The 19284-nt window shown below is 68.5% G+C and carries 10 protein-coding genes; all 10 read right to left on the reverse strand.

The window, feature by feature from the left end:
• Positions 1 to 57 precede the first annotated feature (57 nt).
• The 10 genes from D3654_RS17940 to D3654_RS17985 all read right to left on the reverse strand — a co-directional run bounded on the left by D3654_RS17940 (position 58) and on the right by D3654_RS17985 (position 19268).
• Entirely contained in the window at positions 58 to 2850 is a 2793-nt protein-coding gene (locus D3654_RS17940; protein ID WP_120522820.1) for a PKD domain-containing protein, read from the reverse strand.
• Between the two features lie 139 nt (positions 2851 to 2989).
• Positions 2990 to 7417 carry a PKD domain-containing protein gene (locus tag D3654_RS17945; protein WP_120522821.1) on the reverse strand — a complete coding sequence of 1476 codons (4428 nt, stop codon included), beginning with the start codon at positions 7415 to 7417 and terminating at the stop codon, positions 2990 to 2992.
• Positions 7326 to 8423, reverse strand: coding sequence for a glycosyltransferase family 2 protein (locus tag D3654_RS17950; RefSeq protein ID WP_120522822.1), 1098 nt, complete (start codon positions 8421 to 8423; stop codon positions 7326 to 7328). Before D3654_RS17950 ends, D3654_RS17945 begins: the two co-directional genes overlap by 92 nt.
• A complete protein-coding gene (locus D3654_RS20570) occupies positions 8420 to 9193 on the reverse strand; it encodes a hypothetical protein (RefSeq protein ID WP_162943786.1) in 774 nt (257 codons plus the stop codon). The genes D3654_RS17950 and D3654_RS20570 overlap by 4 nt, the downstream gene beginning before the upstream one ends.
• Positions 9190 to 10008 (reverse strand): CDP-alcohol phosphatidyltransferase family protein, encoded by an 819-nt coding sequence (locus tag D3654_RS17960; protein ID WP_120522824.1) that lies wholly within the window; start codon positions 10006 to 10008, stop codon positions 9190 to 9192. Before D3654_RS17960 ends, D3654_RS20570 begins: the two co-directional genes overlap by 4 nt.
• Positions 10005 to 11195 carry a DUF1972 domain-containing protein gene (locus D3654_RS17965; RefSeq protein WP_205571854.1) on the reverse strand — a complete coding sequence of 397 codons (1191 nt, stop codon included), beginning with the start codon at positions 11193 to 11195 and terminating at the stop codon, positions 10005 to 10007. The genes D3654_RS17960 and D3654_RS17965 overlap by 4 nt, the downstream gene beginning before the upstream one ends.
• Entirely contained in the window at positions 11192 to 11647 is a 456-nt protein-coding gene (locus D3654_RS17970) for an FAD synthase family protein (protein ID WP_120522825.1), read from the reverse strand. The genes D3654_RS17965 and D3654_RS17970 overlap by 4 nt, the downstream gene beginning before the upstream one ends.
• Before the next feature lie 34 nt (positions 11648 to 11681).
• Complete coding sequence (locus D3654_RS17975) at positions 11682 to 13253, reverse strand: sugar transferase (RefSeq protein WP_120522826.1); 1572 nt, start codon at positions 13251 to 13253, stop codon at positions 11682 to 11684.
• Positions 13254 to 13828: 575 nt separating this feature from the next.
• Positions 13829 to 16540: a LuxR C-terminal-related transcriptional regulator gene (locus D3654_RS17980; protein WP_162943787.1), complete on the reverse strand. Its 2712-nt coding sequence runs from the start codon at positions 16538 to 16540 to the stop codon at positions 13829 to 13831.
• A complete protein-coding gene (locus D3654_RS17985) occupies positions 16527 to 19268 on the reverse strand; it encodes a helix-turn-helix domain-containing protein (protein WP_162943788.1) in 2742 nt (913 codons plus the stop codon). The genes D3654_RS17980 and D3654_RS17985 overlap by 14 nt, the downstream gene beginning before the upstream one ends.
• Positions 19269 to 19284 lie beyond the last annotated feature (16 nt).

Genomic DNA, 19284 nt, shown 5'->3' on the forward strand with positions numbered 1-19284 from the left:
GCTATTAAGAGACACCCGCCGCTAAGTACACCTGCCCTCAACCGGCCTGCCGCACCCCTATCCGGCCCGCACCGTGAAGTCGTCGAACAGGGCATTGACGGGAGCGTTCGTCGCCGAGCCGGACAGGTAGGCCAGCAGGCCCACGTTCCCCGCAGCCTGCAGGGCTGCCACGGTGTTGTCCGTGGTGCTCACCTGCCAGTTGGCCGGTTCGGACGTCCCCGTGCGCCAGGCCTTGGCGCGCAGGGTGGTCGGCGAGGTGCCGGTGACCTGGACCCGCAGCTGCAGCTGCTGGCCGGCGGTGACGCCCAGGCCGGTCGCGGCCTGGACCAGCGTCGTTTCGGTGGTTCCGGACAGCCTGGTCAGCTGGACTGTCACCGCCCCGGCAGCATCCACCTTGACCTTGCCGCGGTACTCCGCGGCGCCCACCTTCCGTCCGATGACGCCGAAGAACGTTCCGCCGCCGTTGCCGATCCTGTCCAGGCCCAGCGTGACCGTGGTGTCCGAATCGGTGCTGAAGACGCTGCCCAGGTAGGCGGATGTGCCGCGGCCGGCTGCCAGGTTCATGCGTCCGTCGCCGCCGGACACCGAATAGTAGGACGCCGTGCCGCCCACTGCCCAGGGCCCGCCGCTGTCGGCAGTTCCCCAGCCAGACGCCGCCGTCCGGCCGAACGCGTCGGAGGCGAGCGGTGCGCCCGGATCCGACGCCACGGTGACGGTCTGGCTGGCGGTGTCAGTGGCGCCGTCGTTGTCCGTGACGGTCAGGGTGATCGTGTAGTTCCCGTTCGCCGCGTACGTGTGCTGGCCGGTCACGCCGGTGTCGGTGCCGCCGTCGCCGAAGGTCCAGCTGTAACCGGCGATTGTGCCGTCCGGGTCGGAGGACGCGGAGGCGTTCGTCGTGACGCTGAGCTGGGTCGCCGAAACCGTGAACGCGGCCGACGGCGGCTGGTTGGCGGTGTCGGCGACCGTCACTTGCCGCGAGGTGCTGCTGCTTGCGCCGTCGTTGTCACGCACCGTGAGGCTGACCGTGTACGTGCCCGGCGCAGCGTACGTGTGCTGGGACGTGACTCCGGTGCCGGTGCCGCCGTCGCCCCATCCCCAGGTGTAGCTGCTGATGGTCCCGTCCGGGTCGGAAGAGGCGGAGGCGTTCACGGTGGCGGTGAGCAGGTTGGTGCTGGACGTGAAGCTGGCCACCGGCGGCTCATTCGTGGTCCCGGTGATGGTGATGCTCCTGGTGTCCCCCGTGACCGTGTTCCCGAGGGGGTCCTGGACCCGGATGCGGTAGTTCTGCTGGCCGCCCGGCAGGCCCGAATCGTTGAAGACCAGCGTGGGGCGCTGCCAGAACGTGGACAGCTGGGAGACGCTGTACGCCGGGTTGCCGTTGCGCAGCACCGTGTAGGTCAGGTTGGAGTTGTCCCGGTCCCAGTTGGCCTGCCATTGCACCCGGACCTGCCCCGCGCCGGGGCTGCTGAGCGTCGGCACGAAGGCACTGCCGGAGACCCGCGGGCCTTGGTCGTTCGGGGCGATTTCCTTCACGGCGAAGCGCGACAGCCCCTGTTGCGGGCTCTGGTTGACGTTGCGGAATTCACCGACCATCACCACGTAGCTGTTGTTGCCCGTCACCGACCAAGGACCCTGGCTTTGGCCGCTGGCCGTGCCGGTGTCCATGTCCGGGAACCAGTTGAGCATTGACGGCGCGGGTTGCCCGGTGAAGGAGGGATAGCCCTGGGTGTCCTTGGTGAGGGTTCCCGTGACCGCGCGGCTGAAGGACACGGCCCGGTGCCAGGTGCGCGGGGAGGTTTCCGGGAACCCGCCGAGGTTCTGGCAATAGTGCGGGTGCCCTGCCACATAGACCGCGGTGTTGTTCGCGAAGGCGCTGTAGGAATCGCCGTGGCAGTCTTCGATCCACTTGATCCGGGCGTCCGACCAGTTGGCCGCGAAAGCGCCCTCCAGGTTGCCGCCGGTGCCGAAAATGTAGCCGGTGCCGTAGAACTGGCTGCCGTCCGTGGAGAGGGAGAGAATGGCCGACTGGGTTCCGGCGTTGCGGACTACGTCGTTGGCCTGGATGGCCAGGCTGGCTCCGGTGCTGGAATTGACCATGCCCAGCCCGTAGCCGGGCCGGTTCAGGCCGTTCAGGGTGGTGAAGGCGCCGCCGACCACCACACGGTCAGCGGTCGGCGACAAAGCCAGGGCGTTGACCCGCCCGTTCTCGGCACTGGTGTCCCACGCCAGCAGGGCGCCGTTGGAGGCGCTCGCGGCGGCCAGCCGGTTCCGGGTGACCGAACCCACCGCGTTGAACGTGCCGCCGAACCAGACCGTGGAATTGCTGGCCACGATGGCCCGCACGCTGGCGGCCACCTTCGGCGCGAAGGAGGAGATCAGGCTTCCGTCATCAGGATCGAACGCTGCGATCCGGAGCCGCTGTACCCCGTTGACGGTGGTGAAATCGCCGCCCACGTAGATCCGCGAGCCGTCCGGCGCGGCGGCGATGGAGAGGGCCTGTGCGTTGAGGTTTGGCGCGAAGTTGGACTTCAGGACCCCTGTGGTGAGGTCGAACGCCAGGACGTTCCGGCGCGCCACCAACTGGGTTCCAGGGGCCGCACCGTAGGGCCGCGCATTGCTGAAGCTGCCTGCCACGTACACGGTGTTGCCCACGGTCACGGACTGCCAGGCGACGCCGTCGTGCTGGGCCGTCGGCAGGCTGTCCGCCGTCACGGTGACCGGAGTCTTGGGATCGTTGGGGTTGACCGGTGCCGAATCCGCCAGGGCGGGCACTGTGAGAATCCCGCCGAACAGGGCTGCCAGGCCAAGGCTTGCAATGATTCCGCGGATCGTCCGCGTCACCGGGGTCATCAGCGCGTTCCTCCCCAAATCCACTCCCCCATACCGACTGCGGAGTGGGCGCTGAGCCGCTCACGGTTCCCTCCGGCAGGATGCCCTGCCGGAGGGTTCTTTTTACTGCCTGCAATGCCTGTCCCCCCTCAGGCTACTCTCACGGGACGCGCACTCGATAGTCGTCGAAGCGCACAGCCACGGGGATGTTCGTGGCCGATCCGGAGAGGTAGGCGATCAGGGCGGTGGTACCCACTGCCTGCAGCGTGGCGGTGTTGTCGGTGGTTGTCAGGTTCCAGGTTGCCGGCTCCGCGGCACCGTCCCGCCAGACCCTCGCACGGATGGTGGTGCCGGCGGGGGCGGGCTCGGTGACCTGGAGCCTGACCTGCACGGCGTCACCGGCGGCCAGGGTGAGGCCCGGAATGTTCGGTAGCAGGAGGTTGGTTTCGGTGTTTCCCGCGGTCCTGGTCAGGTAGAGCGTCGTGGCGCCGTTGGCCGCGATCTTCAGCTTGGCCCGGTAGTCCTCGGTTCCCACCCGTCGGCCGGTTACGCTCACGAAGGTGCCTCCGCCGTCGCCGACCTTGTCCAGGGAGACCTTGACCTGCACATCCGTCGCTGCCGCGCTGACCCCGTTCAGGCTGGCGGAGCGGGAGGCACCGGCGGTGCCCAGGAGCATGGTTCCAACGCCGCCGGCCACGTTGTAGTTCGCGGCACTGCCGGTGAGAGTCCAGGCACCACCGCTGTCCGCGCTGCCCCAGCCACCGGACACGGTCCGCCCGAAGGCGTCGGCAGCGAGCGGAGCCGCGGGCGGCGGATCCGTCACGGTCACCGCATGCGTCACCGCATCGGTGGCGCCGTCGTCGTCCGTGACGGTCAGGGTCACCTGGTAGGTGCCGGCCGTCGTGTAGGTGTGCGACGGCGCCTGGCCGGTGCCCGTGGTCGAGTCGCCGAACGTCCACGCGTAGCTGGCGATGGTGCCGTCGTTGTCCGTGGAACCGCCGGCGTTGAAGGACGCCGAAAGGTTGTTGACCGAGGACGTGAAGGCAGCCACCGGCGCCACGTTGGGCGTCGGGTTGCCGCCGGCCGTGGCGTTCAGCCGGTCGTAGCGCAGCACCGCGGGTACGTTGGTCGTGGAGCCGGAAACGTAGCTGACCAGTCCCACGCTGCCCGGGACTTCCAGGGCGTCCGTGTTGTCGCTCGCGGTGAGCTGCCACCCAGCGGGTTCGGCAGCGCTTGCCCGCCACACCTTGCCGCTGACGGCGGTGTTGTTGATGCCTTCCAGCTTCAGCCGGAGGACCAGCGGGTCGTTGGCCCCCGCCGTCAGCCCGGCGATGTTGACGGGCATGACGAGGTTGGTTTCCGCGCCGCCCACCACCTTGGTGAGGTACAGCGAGACGGCGCCGGTGCTGGCCACCTTGACCTTGGCCCGGTAATCGTTGCTGCCCACGTGCCGGCCGAGCAGGGAGGCGAAGTAGCCCCCGCCGTTGGCGACCTTGTCCGCGGACACTTCCACCCGCGCGTCGACATCTGCCGTGGACACCGAGTTCAGCAGGGCGCTGCGGCTTTGGCCGGCCGTGCCGACGGTCATGGCTCCGCTGCCGTTGTTCACCGCGAAGTTGCTGTTGCCGCCTGCGATGGTCCAGGCCCCGCCGGTATCGGCGGCGCCCCAGGCCCCGGTGGCGGTCCGGCCGAAGGCGTCAGCGGCAAGGACGGTGTCCGCCGGCGGCGCCGTCGTGGTGACGGTCTGCGTCACCGAATCGGTGGCGCCGTCGTCGTCCGTGACGGTCAGGGTCACCTGGTAGTCGCCGGCAGCCGCGTAAGTGTGCGACGGCGTCGAGATGGCGGCGGTGCTGCCGTCTCCGAAGGTCCACGCGTAGGACGCGATGGTACCGTCCGGGTCATCGGACCCGGTGCCGTTGAAGGCTACCGCAAGGTTGGTGGCCGTCGAGGTGAACGCCGCCACCGGCGGCTGGTTGGGCGGCGGCGCGGTCACAGTCACCGCATGGGTCACGGAGTTGGTGATGCCGGTGTTGTCAGTGACGGTCAGCTGCACGTTGTACGTGCCGCCGGCGGCGTACGTGTGCTGGGCCGTCACGCCGGTGCCGGTTCCGCCGTCGCCGAAATTCCAGGCGTAGGCGCTGATCGGTCCGTTGGCGTCCGACGAGGTGGTGCCGTCGACATCCACGGTCAGCCCGTTGGTGCTCGAGGTGAACCGTGCCACCGGAGGGGCCGGAGGGGCGATCACGGTACGCCCGGAGGCCACGTAGTGCGCCTGCACCCGGGACAGCGGCAGGACGGTCGGATAGATGGCCACCTCGTCGACCTGGCCGTTCAGGTACCGGCTGGTGGGACGCTGGGTCCAGTTCCCCAGGTTGTCGCCGCCGATCCGCCAGTAGGCGTCGATCGGCCGCGCCGTGGTCACATCGGTCCGGCTGGCCTGCAGCACGCCGTCGACGAACAACTGCATCCCGTTCGGTCCCAGGGTGGACACCACATGGTGCCACTGGTTGTTGTTGTAGCTCGCCGCGGTGTTGATGGTCTGGCGGATGCCGTCCTGCTGGACACCGAAGTAGAGGCGGCCGAGGTTGGACATGTAGACCACCCGGTCGTAGTCCGAAGACACGCCGCTCTGGCTGTTGCCGTAGCCGATGATCCCGCCGCCGCTGAGGGTGTTGGTGCGGAACCAGGCTTCGGTGCTGAAGACGTTAGGCCGCTTCGCCAGCGTGGGGTTGAAAGCCACGCCGGAGGTGGTGCCGTTGAAGGCGGCAGCCGTGTTGGACTCGCCGGTCACGGCTCCGGCGGCGCCGAAGGTCACGCCGGGCATGATTCCGAGGTCGTCCTTGCCGGCCAGGTCCACGCCGGTGCTGCCGGAGGCCTCACCGAGCCGCCAGAAGTTGGCCGGACTGTCGGCCAGCACGGAGGCGGCATACCCGCTCGACGGCGGCGACTCACCGGTGGCGGTGATGGTCACCGTGTCGCTGCGGGCCTCGTTGCCGAAGGGGTCGCGGGTGTAAACCCGGTACTTGTACTCCTGGCCCGGTACCAGCCCGGTGTCCAGGAAGGTCATCCCGGGCCGGTCCCAGAACGTCGAGGCCTGCTGGACGGTGCTGATGACATTGCTGTCCCGCAGCACCTGGTAGGTGAGGTTCGTGTTGTCCTGGTCCCAGTTGGCCTGCCAGCGCACCCGTACCTGCCCGGCTGCCGGGGTGGACAGGGTGGGGTTCAGGTTGGTGCCGTCCACGCGCGGACCGCGCAGGTTCGGTGCGATGCTGCTCTTGGCGTACCGGGTGAGGCCCTGTTGGGGCTGGTTGTTGACGATGGTGAACTCGCCGGCCATGGCCACGTAGTCGGCGTTGCTGGCCATGGTCCACGGACCTTGGTCCTGCCCGGTGAAGGAGCCGGCGTCCAGGATCGGGAACCAGTTGAGCAGGGACGGCCGGGGCGTGCCCGCGAAGTTCGTGTAGCCGTAGGTTTCCTGGGTGAGGACCCCGGTGGCTGCCTTGCTGAAGGCCAGGCCGCGGTTGAACTGCCAGGGCTGGGTCTGCGGGAAGCCGCCGGCGTTGCCGCAGTAGTGGGCGTGCCCGGCCAGGTACAGGGCGTCGCCCATCGGCGTGATCGAGTAGGTGTCGCCGTGGCAGTCCTCGATCCACTTGGTGGCGTTGTCCGACCAGTTCACCGAGAACATGCCTTCCAGCGTGCTGGTGCGGCCGAAGGTGTAGCCGGCGCCATACACGTTGGTGCCGTCCGTGGCCAGGGTGGTGATGGACCCGGTGGTGCCGCCGTTACGGACAATGTTGTTGATCGGGAAGGCCTGGTTCAGGCCCGTGTTGGTATCCACCCGGCCGAGGCCGAAGCCCGGGTTGGAGGATCCGTTCAGCGTGGTGAAGGCACCGCCCACCACCATGCTGAGCCTGTCGGGCGCCAGGGCCAGGGCGTTGACCCGCCCGCCCGCGGCCACCGGGTTCCACGGCAGCAGCGCGGCGTTGGCGGCGGTGACGGCAGCGAGCCGGCCGCGGCTGACCGAGCCGACCGCGTCGAAGAGGCCGCCGAAGTACACGGTGTCCGCCGTCGCAACGATGGTGCGGACCGACGCGGACGGTTTGGGCAGGAAGCTGGTAATGATGGCGCCGTTGCTTGGGTTCAGGGCCACGAGCCGCCACACGGTGGAACCGTTAACGTTTGTGAAGGAGCCGCCGGCATAGAGCCGGGAGCCGTCGGGCGAAGCGGCGAGCGCCGTGACTTCGCCGTTGGTGGTGGGCGCGAAGGAGCCGATCAGCTCGCCGGTGGTGAGGTTGTAGGCGAGCAGGTTGCTGCGGGCCACGCCGGTGCCGGGTGCGGCGCCAGAGGGCCTGGCCTCGGTGAAGTTGCCGCCCACGTACACGGTGTTGCCGATGATCACCTGCGCCCAGGCCACACCGTTGATCTGCGCGGTGGGCAGGCCGTCAGCGGCAACCGTGACCGGTGTGGCGGGGTCGTTGGGATTGCTGGGAGCAGTGTCAGCCCTGGCGGGAACCGTTCCCAGGACGGTCAGCGATACCGCCGTCGCCAGGCCCAGCAGGGCCGCGACGACGCGCTTCGGGACGACCATCTGTCCCGGGCGGTGCCTGCCTGGCGACCCGGGTTCTCGCATAATACGCATCGTTCTCTCCGTCCAAGAGATACTTTGTTGGGCCTGTTGCTGCCTGGCCTGCCGCCAGAACGTCGATGTCCGCATACGAGTACAGCCCGCGGATCCAGTGGTCGTTCCGGTGCTGGTCGACATTGATCTCGTTCAAGGGCGTGTGCTGGCTGCCGGGGATCATGGGGAAGTGCCGCGGGATCCTGTCCACTTGCCGCACGGGGATGCCCGCGCGCAGGGCCACCCAATGCAGCCAGATGTCGTCCGCGCCGGGGCACACGTCCATGAAGAGGATTCCCCGGTGCCGCAGTTCCCGCAGCATGGCCGGCGGATAGATGACTCCGGAGACACCCAGGGCAAAGTTGTTGAAGGCCGGCTTCGTGTCGTTCCGGCGTCCCCAGGCCTGGTACTGGGTGATGCTGCCGTTGTTGACCCCTATGGTGCTCACCCAGTGGCCATGGATCATGTCCGGGTGGGCCACGTTCGCTTCCAGCAGGACCCGCAGCCAGCCGGCAGGGTAGATGATGTCGTCATCCGCTGTCACCAGGGGGTAGCCTTCCAGTTCCGGAGCCGAAACGTACGGGTAGTACTTGGTGTGCGGGCCATAGCTGTTGCTGAGCCGGACCTCCACGCCGCGGCGGCGGAGCCTGCGCAGCGCTGCGGGCTCGGTGTCCATCAGGCGCGGGTCATCCAGCCAGAGGATCAGCCGCCGCGGCCGGATCTCGCCGCGGGCGATCGACTCCAGGGCGACGGCGACCGTGCGGATCCGTGCACCGTAGGTGGTCATGGACACCACGACGTCGGCGGTGCCGGTGGCGCTGCTGCGCACCAGGAGGTTGCGCAGCAGCAGCAGGGCCTTGCCCGCGTGCGCGCCGAGGCGCTTGGACACCTTGCGGACCCGGCGTGCTGCCTTCCTCGCCGGTTCGGGAAGGTGGGCCGGCCGGTGGTGTGCCGGCCGGGTAATGGTGCCGGTCATTGCGGGGCCTGCCCTTCAAACACTGCGATGGGGGTGAGCGCATCGAGGCTGAAGTAGATCCGGACGTCGGCACGCTGGTCCTTGGGCACCCCGAACACCACGGTGCTTGAGGCGCTGGCCCGGGCGGCGACCGTCAGCGGGAACTCCGTGGCTCCCGGGCCGCTCAGGGAGCTTGCCGGTGCGTTGTCCTTGCCGTACGTGACGGTGACCAGGGAAGTGCCGAGCTTCAGGGCGGCCGCGGTGCCGTTGGTGACCGTCACCTTGAAGCGCAGTGCGGGCCCGGCGATCTCACCGATGCCGGTGGCCTCCCCGTCCACCGCCTGCAATTCGGTGATGGCCGCGGTGATGCCGCTCTTGACTGTCTTCTTCTCCGTCAGGGGCACGGCGGGCGCCACGGGCTGTGCGATGGTGGCCAGTTCCTGCTCGGTCTTGTTCTTGCGGTCCACCGGGGCCGGGTCCTTCCCCGGCGCGGTGCTCTGGGCGGTGGGTGCCGCGGACGGGCTGGGCGTTCCCGACGGCGGTGCTGCCGCCGTCGCGGTTCCATCCGGCGTCGGGGTCCCGCCAAGCGTTGGGCTCCCGGTGCCGTCGGGGACGGTTGCCGCTGAGGGCGCGCCGCCGGTTGGTCCCGGCTGGTTGGCAGCCCAGACGACAACGACGGCACCGGGAAGTGCGAGGGCGGCCACCAACAGGGCCGCTCGAAGCCGTGGCCCGGCACGCCGGGCGGCTCCGTTTCCGGGCGCGGGCCCGGAAGGTGAGGTGTTCTTCATCATTGACCCCCAGGATCCGATGGAGTGTCCGGGACGGCCTCCCGGAGGTGTCTTCCACGCGGCGCATCGGGGAGCACGGAAAGCTCCCGGAACCATTTGACGGACGCCAAGACCAGGAACGCCGCCGTCGCCGCAACTATCACGGTGTACACAGTCATGAACACCGGCACTGCCCCGTAGAGCACAAAGACCCAGCACAACAGTCCGTAGTCCATGGGCACCACCATGACGGAGCGCACCCAGGAGGGCCGGAGGGAATCGTCGGCCGATGATTCGACACCGCGCTGCCGGCGCAGCTGTTCGGTGAGGATCATGCTGAAGAACAGCACCGCGCAGACCACCGCCGCGGAAAGCGGCACCAGCAGCACAGGGAGCGGAACGGCGTCGAAGCGGTACAGTCCCACCACCAGGGCGAGCGGGAGCAGGGACGTCTTGACCGAGTCCACGATGTGGTCAAGCCACTCCCCTGCCGGGGATCCGGTCCGCGTGAGGCGGGCAAGCTGCCCGTCCGCTGAATCCAGGGCATAGCCGGTGGCGAGGAGGAGCGCCACCGCCACGCCTAGCCACAGGGACGGGGGGAACAGGATAAGCAGCGCGATCCCGGTGAAGGTGAACACGGCGCTGATCCCTGTGACGGCGTTCGGCGTGAGCCCGGCCGCGTACGCCATGGCCGCGAAGTAGCGGCCCAGCCGGCGGTTGATGTAGCGGGAGTAGGCCGGCGCGCTGCGCGCGGCCTTCTTCTGTGCCCCGCCCAGGCGGACGAGCGCACTGCGGAACGCCGGGAAATTCACGACGCCGGAGGCCGCCTTCACGCTCACCGCACCACCCTCGCTGTTCGTTGGTCCGCTGTTTCGTTCTTGGAGCCAGCCCGGCGGGCGGGTCGCTTGTTGCGCTTCGCGGCCAGGTCCAGGCACAGCTGCTCATAACCGTCCGCCACCGTGTCCCAGTCGTAGCGGCGGGCAAACGCACGGGCGAGCTCGCCCCGTTCAGCGAGCCCTTCGCCGCTTTCGGCCTCCTCGGCGAGCGCCGCCACGTCGTCCGGGCTGTTGAAGTAGCGCCCGGCGGTGGAGAGCACCTCGCGGTTGAACCCGACGTCGTAGGCGTTGGTGGCCGTGCCGGACCCGATGGCGCGCAGCAGGGAGGGGTTCGTTCCGCCCACCGAGTGCCCGTGCCAGTAGATCCGTGCGTTGGCGTAGAGCTGGTCCAGGAGTTCCTGGTCCCACACGCCGCCGACGAAGCGGACGCGTTCGTCGCCGAGTGCGTGGACCGTCCGGGTGTACTCGTCCGAGTACGGGGCCGAACCCACCACCACCAGCGGCGTCCGCGCGGCGCTGCGGACGTAGCCGTCCACGATCACGTGCACATGGTTTTCCGGTTCGAAACGCGCCACCACCAGGTGGTAGCCCTGCGGATCCAGGCCCAACCCGGCCAGCTTCGCGGACTCCCCCGTTGGCTGGATCGGGGCGCCGTACGCGAGGTAGACGGTGTCGGCGTCGAACTTTTCCCGGTAGTAGTCCTGGATGCCGATCGCATCGGCGATCAGCAGGTCCGAGCACCGGACGGCGAGCGCCTCCATCCGGAGGTAGTACTTCCGGCCCGCCGGGCCCCACTTGGCGCGCTTCCACTCCAGCCCGTCCACGTGGGTAGCCACCGGGATGCCGGCGGCACGGATCAGGGGCAGGAAGGGCGCGTTGGCGGCATTGAAGACGATCGCGGCGTCACTGCGGCGCCGCAGCTGCCCGGCCACCAGGTGCGCGACCGAGAGCCCGGTGTGGCTGAGGGTTTCCAGCGTCCGCTTGCGCAGCGCCGGCAGGAAGACCAGCTTCATGCCCAGGTACTCGCGGGGATCCTCGTCCGGGTTGCCGTTGCTGTGCCGGCAATACACGGTGACCTCGTGGCCGCGGGCGGCGAGGCGCTTGCCGATCTCCTCGATGGCCGTCTCGAAGCCGCCGTACCGGGCCGGAACCCCGCGGGTTCCGAGCATCGCGATCCGCAGTCCGGTCATGGCCGGCTCCCGGCGATCCGCCGTTCGGGCTGCTCACCGATCATTTCCAGGGCCGCCCGCAGGGTGGAACTGGAGGTGTGCACGGTGTACGGGAAGTACACCACTTCGACGCCGACCTTCGCGAACGCTTCTTCGAGCCGGAGCCCCTCGGGGGTGCCTTTCCAGTCATCGCCCTTGAAGAAAAGGTTGAAGTGCAGCTCTTCCCAGACCTGGAGCTTGTCCGGCACGGTCTCGGCGAAGGCCATGTCCACATAGCCGATGTTCCGGACGATTTCGATCCGCTCGGCGAGCGGAATCACGGCGGCCCGGCCGCGGACGAGTTCGAGCATCTCGTCGGACACGACGCCGGCAATCAGGTAGTCGCAGCGGCTCCTGGCGTGCTTGAGGATGTTCAGGTGGCCCACGTGGAACAAGTCGAAGGCGCCTGGCGCGTATCCGATTCTGAGACCCATGATGCAAACACCCCTTCCGGTGCGCGGTGTTCCGCTAATAGGCGCCGACAGGCTTCAGGACCACCTTGGCGGTGCGCCAAAGGATCATGATGTCGCCGGTCAGCGACCAGTTTTCGACGTAGTAGAGATCGAGGCGTACGGATTCGTCCCAGTCCAGGTTCGAGCGTCCGTTGACCTGCCAGAGCCCGGTGATGCCCGGCTTGATCAGCAGCCGGCGGCGGGCGTGGGTTTCGTAGTCGTCCACTTCCCATGGCAGGGGCGGCCGCGGCCCCACCAGGCTCATGTCGCCCCGCAGTACGTTCCAGAGCTGCGGGAGTTCGTCCAGCGAGTACTTCCGCAGCCAGCGCCCGGCACGGGTCACCCGGGGATCGTCCTTGATCTTGAACAGCGGTCCGGCGCCTTCGTTCAGCTCCGCCAGGTCGGCCAGGTCCTGTTCGGCGGAGGCCACCATGGAGCGGAACTTGTACATCATGAAGCGTTCGCTGTTCCGGCCCACCCTTTCCTGCTTGAAGAACACGGGGCCGGCGCTATCGCATGCGATGACCAGTGCGAGCACGGCGAACAGCGGAAGCAGGAGCAGCAGCGCCGTTCCGGCGACCACGATATCCACGGCCCGCTTGAGCACGTGCTTGCCGCCGGTGAACTGGGGAAGTTCCACGTGCATGAGCGGGAGGCCTTCGACCGGCCGCCAGTGGATCCGCGGCCCGGCGACGTTGGTGAGGCTCGAGGCCAGGGCCAGGCCGGCGTCGGTGCATTCAAGGGTCCAGGCAAGCTCCCGGATGGCTTTCGGTCCGCCCGGCAGCGTTCCAGCCACCACCACGGAGTTCACGCCGGTGCGCTGCGCAGTCTCGGCGATGTCCTCGGCGTCGAGCCCGCACATCACGGGGATGTTCCTGCCGGGCAAGTGCAGTGGCTTGCCGGTCTCCGTGCCCGGGAGGGCCGCGGCCACCACCTCATAGGCGGCCCCGGAGACCTTGCCGACCTGCCGGATGACGTATTCGACGTCGCTGCGCTCACCGACCACCAGGACCTTGGACAGGTAGTGCCCGAAGTGCCGCTGCCGGCTCAGCCACGCGCGCCATTGCCAGCGGCTGAGCAGGAGGAGGAACGCGCCGGCCGGCATGGCGACTGCGAAGTAGCTGCGCACCACGTCCACGCCCAGCACGATCATCAGGATCGCCATGCCGCCGAAGACCCGGACAGTGGCGTCGAGCACCCGCTTGTATTCGTCCGAGCCGATGCCCAGGACTGTGTCGTCGCGGGTGTGGTAGACCTCCAGGGCGAGCACCCAAACCACGAAGATCACGCAGCTGACGATCAGGTAGGAAGCGCTCGGGGTCGGGCCCAGGGCGTGGGCCGGTTCGAACCGCAAGGTGTAGGCGGCCACGACCGTGAGCAGCACGATCGCGATATCCGTGATGCGTAGGAACCGGCGGTACCGCTTGGCCCAGGGCGTCCCCGAGTCCACGGACGACGCCGGCGCGATGAGCGCAGGATCCCATGCCGGGCGGTGGGTAAGGTGCCCTTTCAGGGAAGCAGTGCCGCTCTGCCGCCAGTAGGCGGCGTGGTTGACGGTGCGGGCGTGGAAGTCATCGATGGCACTCATACCGAGACCAGGTTCAGGGAGCCGGCGGCGGCTGGGGGTAGAGCCTTGGTCTCAGAAGACTCTAACGCCGCCGGCTCCGTCTTGGGGGCGCCGTCAAACCCAGGTGAGCGGCGCCGGCGAAAACCGGAAGTAGGCGATGGACCGGACATCCGGCCGGACACTCCGGCCGGCTGCCCCCCATCGTCAGCGCACCGCAGACTCCGGTGCGTAACCCCTGGAAGCGACCGTGCTTCCAGCGCGGCTGTCAACGACACATGGTCGTCGAATCGAGCTGGTAGTTGGCGCATCGTGAGACCCTTTGTGGCTGTTTTCCAGTGGCTGGAATCAGTCAACCGTCTGGCGCTGCGCAGCACATCCGTAGCCACTACTCGACTTCGAAGTGGCTGCTGCCCGCAGACCGGGGCTCAGGTACTCATTTCACGGGGTGATGGAAGGAGCATTACTTGCCTGTACTCGCTTCAATTAGTAAATTCGCTTGAATAAATACCCGGACACGCGGTCGGTACTCGATTGGGCGTTTCCGGGATCTGAGTAGCCGGGTCCGGAGGGTGCCTGCGGGGCTGGGCCCGGGGAAATCAGAGTGCCAGCGGGGCGAGTTCCTCACGGCTCCGGATGCCGAGCTTGGCGTAGCTGCGGTAGAGGTGGCCTTCGACGGTGCGCACGGAAACCATCAGCTTGTCGGCGATCTGCCGGTCGCTCAAACCCGAGGCGGCCAGGGCGATGATGTCGCGCTCGCGCCGGGTCAGCTGCACCGTCCGTGCGGTGGGGGCCTCCGCGGCCGGGGTGCTCCGCTTCTCCCCCAGGGCGTGGTCGCACGCTTCCTTGCCGGCTGCTGCCTGCCGTGCCGCGGCCCGGTCCCCGTTGCCTTCGGCCAGGGACAGCGCCAGCGAATAGCAGTCCCGGGCCAGCCGTATCTGCCCGAGCGCCCGGAGGTAATCGGCGGAGGACAGGACGGTGCGGGTGTCCCTGCTGCCGCGCGCCGTCGCGAAGCGCGTCCAAGCTGAGGCCCAGGCTCCGCTCATGGTGCCGCCGTGTTCCACGGTCCGCTGCGCCGCCGCGGCGCTGCCGAGTTCCAGCCACAGCGACAGTGCCTGGAGTTCGACGCCGGCCGGGAGCCTGCCGCATTCGCCCACCACCAGGTTCTGGAGGCTCTGGATGCCCGATCCGTCCCGGTCCAGGGCTTCCTTCGCGGCGGCGGCGAAGACCGGCGCGAGCAGGGCGTCCGGCCCGCTGCCGCTGCGGGCTTGCTCGTCGAAGCCTTCGAGCAGCGCCCGCGCGCTGCCCGTCTCGCCCGCGCGGACTCCGGCATACGCCGCCATCGCGGTGGCGGGGATCAGCAGCTGTTGCGGATCGTTCAGGCGCAGCATCTCGACGGCGGGGCGGAGCACCTTGAATGCCTCGCCGTGGTGCCCCTGGCGCAGCCGGGCGAGCCCTCGGAAGTACTGGATGGTGCCGCCGAACGTCATGAGCCCGGCACCGGAATCGGCCTCGTACGCCGCCAGGTGTTCCTCCGCGCCCACCCAGTCGCCGGCGTCGAGGGCCGCCGCCACGTTCCGGTACAGCACGAACTCGGTGTAGAAGAACAGTTCCTCGGGGTCGATGTCCACGTAGGCGGCCGCCTGCTGGGCAAGGCTGTGTGCCTGCACGGGATCCCCGTTGGCGCGCAGGAGGTCCGCGCGGAGGGCGAGGAGGAAGGCCCGGGCCGGGCCGCCGTCGTCGGTGATTGCCGCGGCGGTTTCCGGGGCGTCAAGCAGGCGCGCGAGCTCCTCGAAGTCGCCCGAAAGGTCAAGGCAGAGAAGGCGCGCCATCAGTTCCCCGGCTTCGCGCTCCCGGGAGGCAAGTCCCGAGGGCCGGCCGCTCCCGCTCCCGTTGGCCGATTCCAGGAACTGCTCCAACAGGGAGTGCAGCAGGGCGGCGCCGCCCGTCCACCGCCGCTTCACGGCCTTGCCGGAGTCCGCGGCGCGCGGGGTTTCCGAGAGGGCCCGGGCCGCCTCGGCATAGGCTTTGCTGGCTTCGGCGTAGCGTCCGGCGTTGAAATGGGCGCGTGAGGCGGCCAGCTGGGCGTGGGCCTTGGCCGGGCCCTCGGCGAGCATCATGGCCAGCGATATGGCGGCGTCGTTCTGGAAGGTCCGTGCCGCATGCACCGAGGCCCGGAGCAGTTGCCGCTCGGGCACCTTCACTCCGGATTCCAGGGACCAGATGACCCTCCGCAGCAGCGCCGCCTCCGAGGTCTGGTGTTGTTCGAGGCGCCAGGCCAGCTGCTGGTGGAGCTGCAGGCTCCGGGACGCCGAGACCATGCTGCGGATCGCCTCGGCATAGATGGGGTGCCGGAGCCGGAGCATGTCTCCCCCGCCGGAGGCCACCAGGAGCTGGTTCTCCACGAGGTTCTGCAGCAGGTCCACGCCGAAGTCCTCTTCGAGCGCCTCCATGCTGACGGGCTCCGCAAGGGCGATCATGGTGAGGGCGTCCCGCTCCTGGGGGGTCCTGCGCAGAAGCTGGTTCCGCACGAACCCGGTGAGGGAGGCGCCGTCGGTTGCCAGCGCCCCGTTCAGGATCCAGACGCCGTTGCGCTTGGCCAGGGTCCCGGCGGCACGTGCGTCCTCCACCAGGCAGGTGAGCAGCAGGGGGTTGCCTTCGGACGCGGCCCAGAGGAACTGGACCGTGCTGGCCAGGACGGGGGCGCCGAGCAGGTTTTCGCAGATTTCGCCGACGTCGTCCCGGCCCAGGTGCCCGAGGTCGATGCGTTCGGCCAGGCTGTCGTACCAGAGCTGCATCATCGGCGCGGGCAGGCCCGGGCGGGGCCGCGCCGAGGCCACCACCTTGGCCCAGTTGGCGGTGATGAGGTCCACGATCACGTTCGAGGTTGCCTCGTCCAGCTCGTGGGCGTCGTCCACCAGCAGGAGCAGCGGCTGCTTGCGGCCTTCGCGGAGGCGCTCGAACTGGGCCCAGAAGGCACGCAGGATGGCGATGTGGGAACTGGTGGGGTCCTCCGGAAGGTCCACCAGGTACGGCGCCAGGACGCCGTAGGGTACGTTCGCGAGGGACGGGCTTCCGTGCACCCGCATGACGATGAATTCTTCGGACAGCACAGCGGCGATGGCTTCGGCGAGGGTGGACTTCCCGGCCCCGGCTTCCGCCACAATGAGCACCGCGGCGGTGGATCCGCCGCGCAGGGCCTGCGTTGCCAGGTCAAGCTCGTGGTCCCTGCCCACCAGGGGCCGGGTCCGTACCGGGTTGACGTCGGCGAGTCCTCCGGGGACTTCGCTGCTCCTGCTAAATGAGGCCAAGCAGATCACGTCGCGAGGACACACTCAGCTTGGCGAAAACCTGGTACAGATGGCCTTCTACGGTACGCACGGAGACCCCGATGTCCTTGGCGATGTCCCTGTTGGAGACACCGTGCCCGGCCATCCGGGCAATCTGCCGTTCGCGTTCAGTGAGCAGCGGCGTGTTGCCGTGCGGTACGACCGGCAGTTCGACGAGCAACTGGGAAAGCCTGTCCAGCCGGGCCTGTGCCTGACGCAATGTGGTGTGATCCGAAATGGACCTGGAGTAGTCGAGTGCGAGGGCCACGCAGCGGGCTTCCATCGCATCCAGTTCCAGGCTCGCCGCGAGGTCCGCGGCCTCCATCATGATCCGCGGGCTTTCGGCCAGGGAGCCCTTGGCCATCAGGGCCGAAAGCCTGGCAAGGGGTCCTTGCCTGTGCCCGGCAATCTCGTCCATCAGCCGGAAATCCTCTTCCCGCCCGTTCACCGTGGCGCCCACGACGTTCAGCCCCGCAGTGGTGTAGCGGCCGTGGGCGAGGTCCTCCCGGGCTGCGGTGATGAGGCGCTCCCTGGCTTCGGGTTCGCCCAGCCAGCGGCGGGCCATGTCGGAGCAGAACTCCCGGGCCCGGTTCGACAGGAACGCACCTGAGCCGGCGGCGTCGTTCTCCATGGCCAGGTAGCTGTAGGCGTTCGACGAGTCGCCCATTTGGGCGTAGGCGAAAGCCGTGGCGGCGTAGGCCAACTGGAGCAAACCCATCACGGAGCGGTGCTCCAGCTGTGCGACCGCGGGAAGCAGGAAGTCCAGGGCCTTGGATCCGCGTCCGGAGAAGAGGTTGGCCAGGCCCACCGCGAGTTCCAGGACCGCCCCGCGGTACTGAAGTTCCGACGGCGACGCCGAGGACCCGGAGTCCAGCATGCGCAGGCAACTACGCCACTGGCCGGCCTGCAGGTACGCGCAGAAAGCCGCAAGGCGGAAGTAGTCCCGCAGTCCGTGCGTGGCCGGCAGGGACTCCATTCTCTGACTGACGAATTCGGCCAACCGCAGGGCGTCCAGTTCCCGCCCGGTCACCGAGTACGCCTCGATCAGGATCACGCCGCAGGCCAGGCTGTGCTCCAGGTGGGCCGGATCCTGGTCTGCGGACGCGGTCTCCAATGGCCCGATGATCTCCGTGTAATTGCCGAGGTACGCGGCATGCGCGAAGCCCTCCAGGTCCAGCCGCCGCTCGGCGGCGGCGAGCTCCTCCTGGACTGACGGGCCATTCGATGCGGCTTCACGCAGCGCGGCAAGCCGTTCCCGGCCTTCGTGGATGATGCCGATGGCCTCCTCCGCACGGCCGGCGGCCCACCGCATCGCATTTCCGCGGGCGGCGAAGTACATGGCCACCTGGCGTGCCGGCAGGGTGTCGAGCTGTTCCGGGGTCACGTCTTCCACCTCGGCAAGGGCCTTGGCATAGTCGGCCATCAGGATCAGGGCCTCGGCCTTCCGGCATTGCCCGGTCACCCATTCGGGATCGCTGCGCTGGATTCCGCCGGCACATTCCAACGCGAAGAGGGGATCGAAATGGCGGACAGCGGCACCGGCCGCCGCCAGGGCGTGGGCCGGGCTGAGCGGCACCTGCGCGTCTTTGGACAGCGCTGCGTAGCTGAGGATTTCCTGTTCGGACATGCCCGCGGCATCGGGTTCCTGACCGTCCAGCAGGGTGGCCCGGAGTTGCCTGCGGCGGGGCACGGTCAGCCAGGACCGCACGATATCGGCCACATACTGCTGCCGGAGCGAGGTCCAGCGTTCCGGGGAGTCGTCCACGGCGAGCAGGCCGGAGTCCTCCATGTCCGCCAGGGTCTTCGCGTCGTAGACGGCCGCGAGCCGGCCGAGGGGAACGCGCCGCGCGCAGGCGAGCATTTCGATGATTTCGCGTGCTTCCGGGCTTTCCTTGCTCCACCGCGCCCGGACCACCTCTTCGAGTCCGTGGGCGCTTTCCATCACGAGGTCGCCGCGCAGGGTCCAGACCGCGTTCAGCAGCACCAGGTTCCCGGCGGCGCGCTGCTCGGCGACCAGTGATTCGAGCAGGAGCGGGTTGCCGCCGGAGGCAGTATGGAGCCGGCTGACCAGGGCGGCCGTCATACGGTGGCCTAGCATCTTGCCGAGGACCTCGGCGGTCTGTTCGTGGCCAAGCGTTTCAAGCTGTACTTCGGCGAGCCTGCCCTCCTGCAGGAACCAGTGGAAGTCCACGGGCAGGTCGCTGGCCTGCTGTGCGATCGCGATGATCCGGGCGGCACCGGTCAGCAGGATGTTCATGAGTACACCAGTACTCATTTCATCGGTGCCGCCCGGGTTGTCCAGGACCAGGATGACCTCCCGGCCGGCCGCGTCCTCGCGGATCAGGGACGTGATTCCCTGCAGGATCCCGGTGGGCGACGACAGGTACTTCTGCGGAAGCCGGGCGAGCATAAAGCTGAAGCAGCTATACGGCGCGCCTTCCCCCGTGGAGGCGCTCCGCAAGTGGATGACGTAGGGATCGCTGTCGAGTGACGACACCACCAGCCGGCCCATGGAGCTTTTCCCCACGCCTTGGGCGCCGGTGATCACCACACCGAGTACTTCGGGGCGGTCCAGTGCCTCCCGGACGCGCTCCATTTCGCGCCCCCGTGCGGCGACGGACCACTGCATGTGGCTGCCCGCCCCGGCGTCTCTGTTGCCAGGTTCGAATGCGATCGAAGCATCACCCCAGCGCTGCATCTCCCTCGACATTTATCTGTCCTCAATG

Source organism: Arthrobacter celericrescens, from assembly GCF_003614925.1.
Taxonomy (GTDB): Bacteria; Actinomycetota; Actinomycetes; order Actinomycetales; family Micrococcaceae; genus Arthrobacter; species Arthrobacter celericrescens.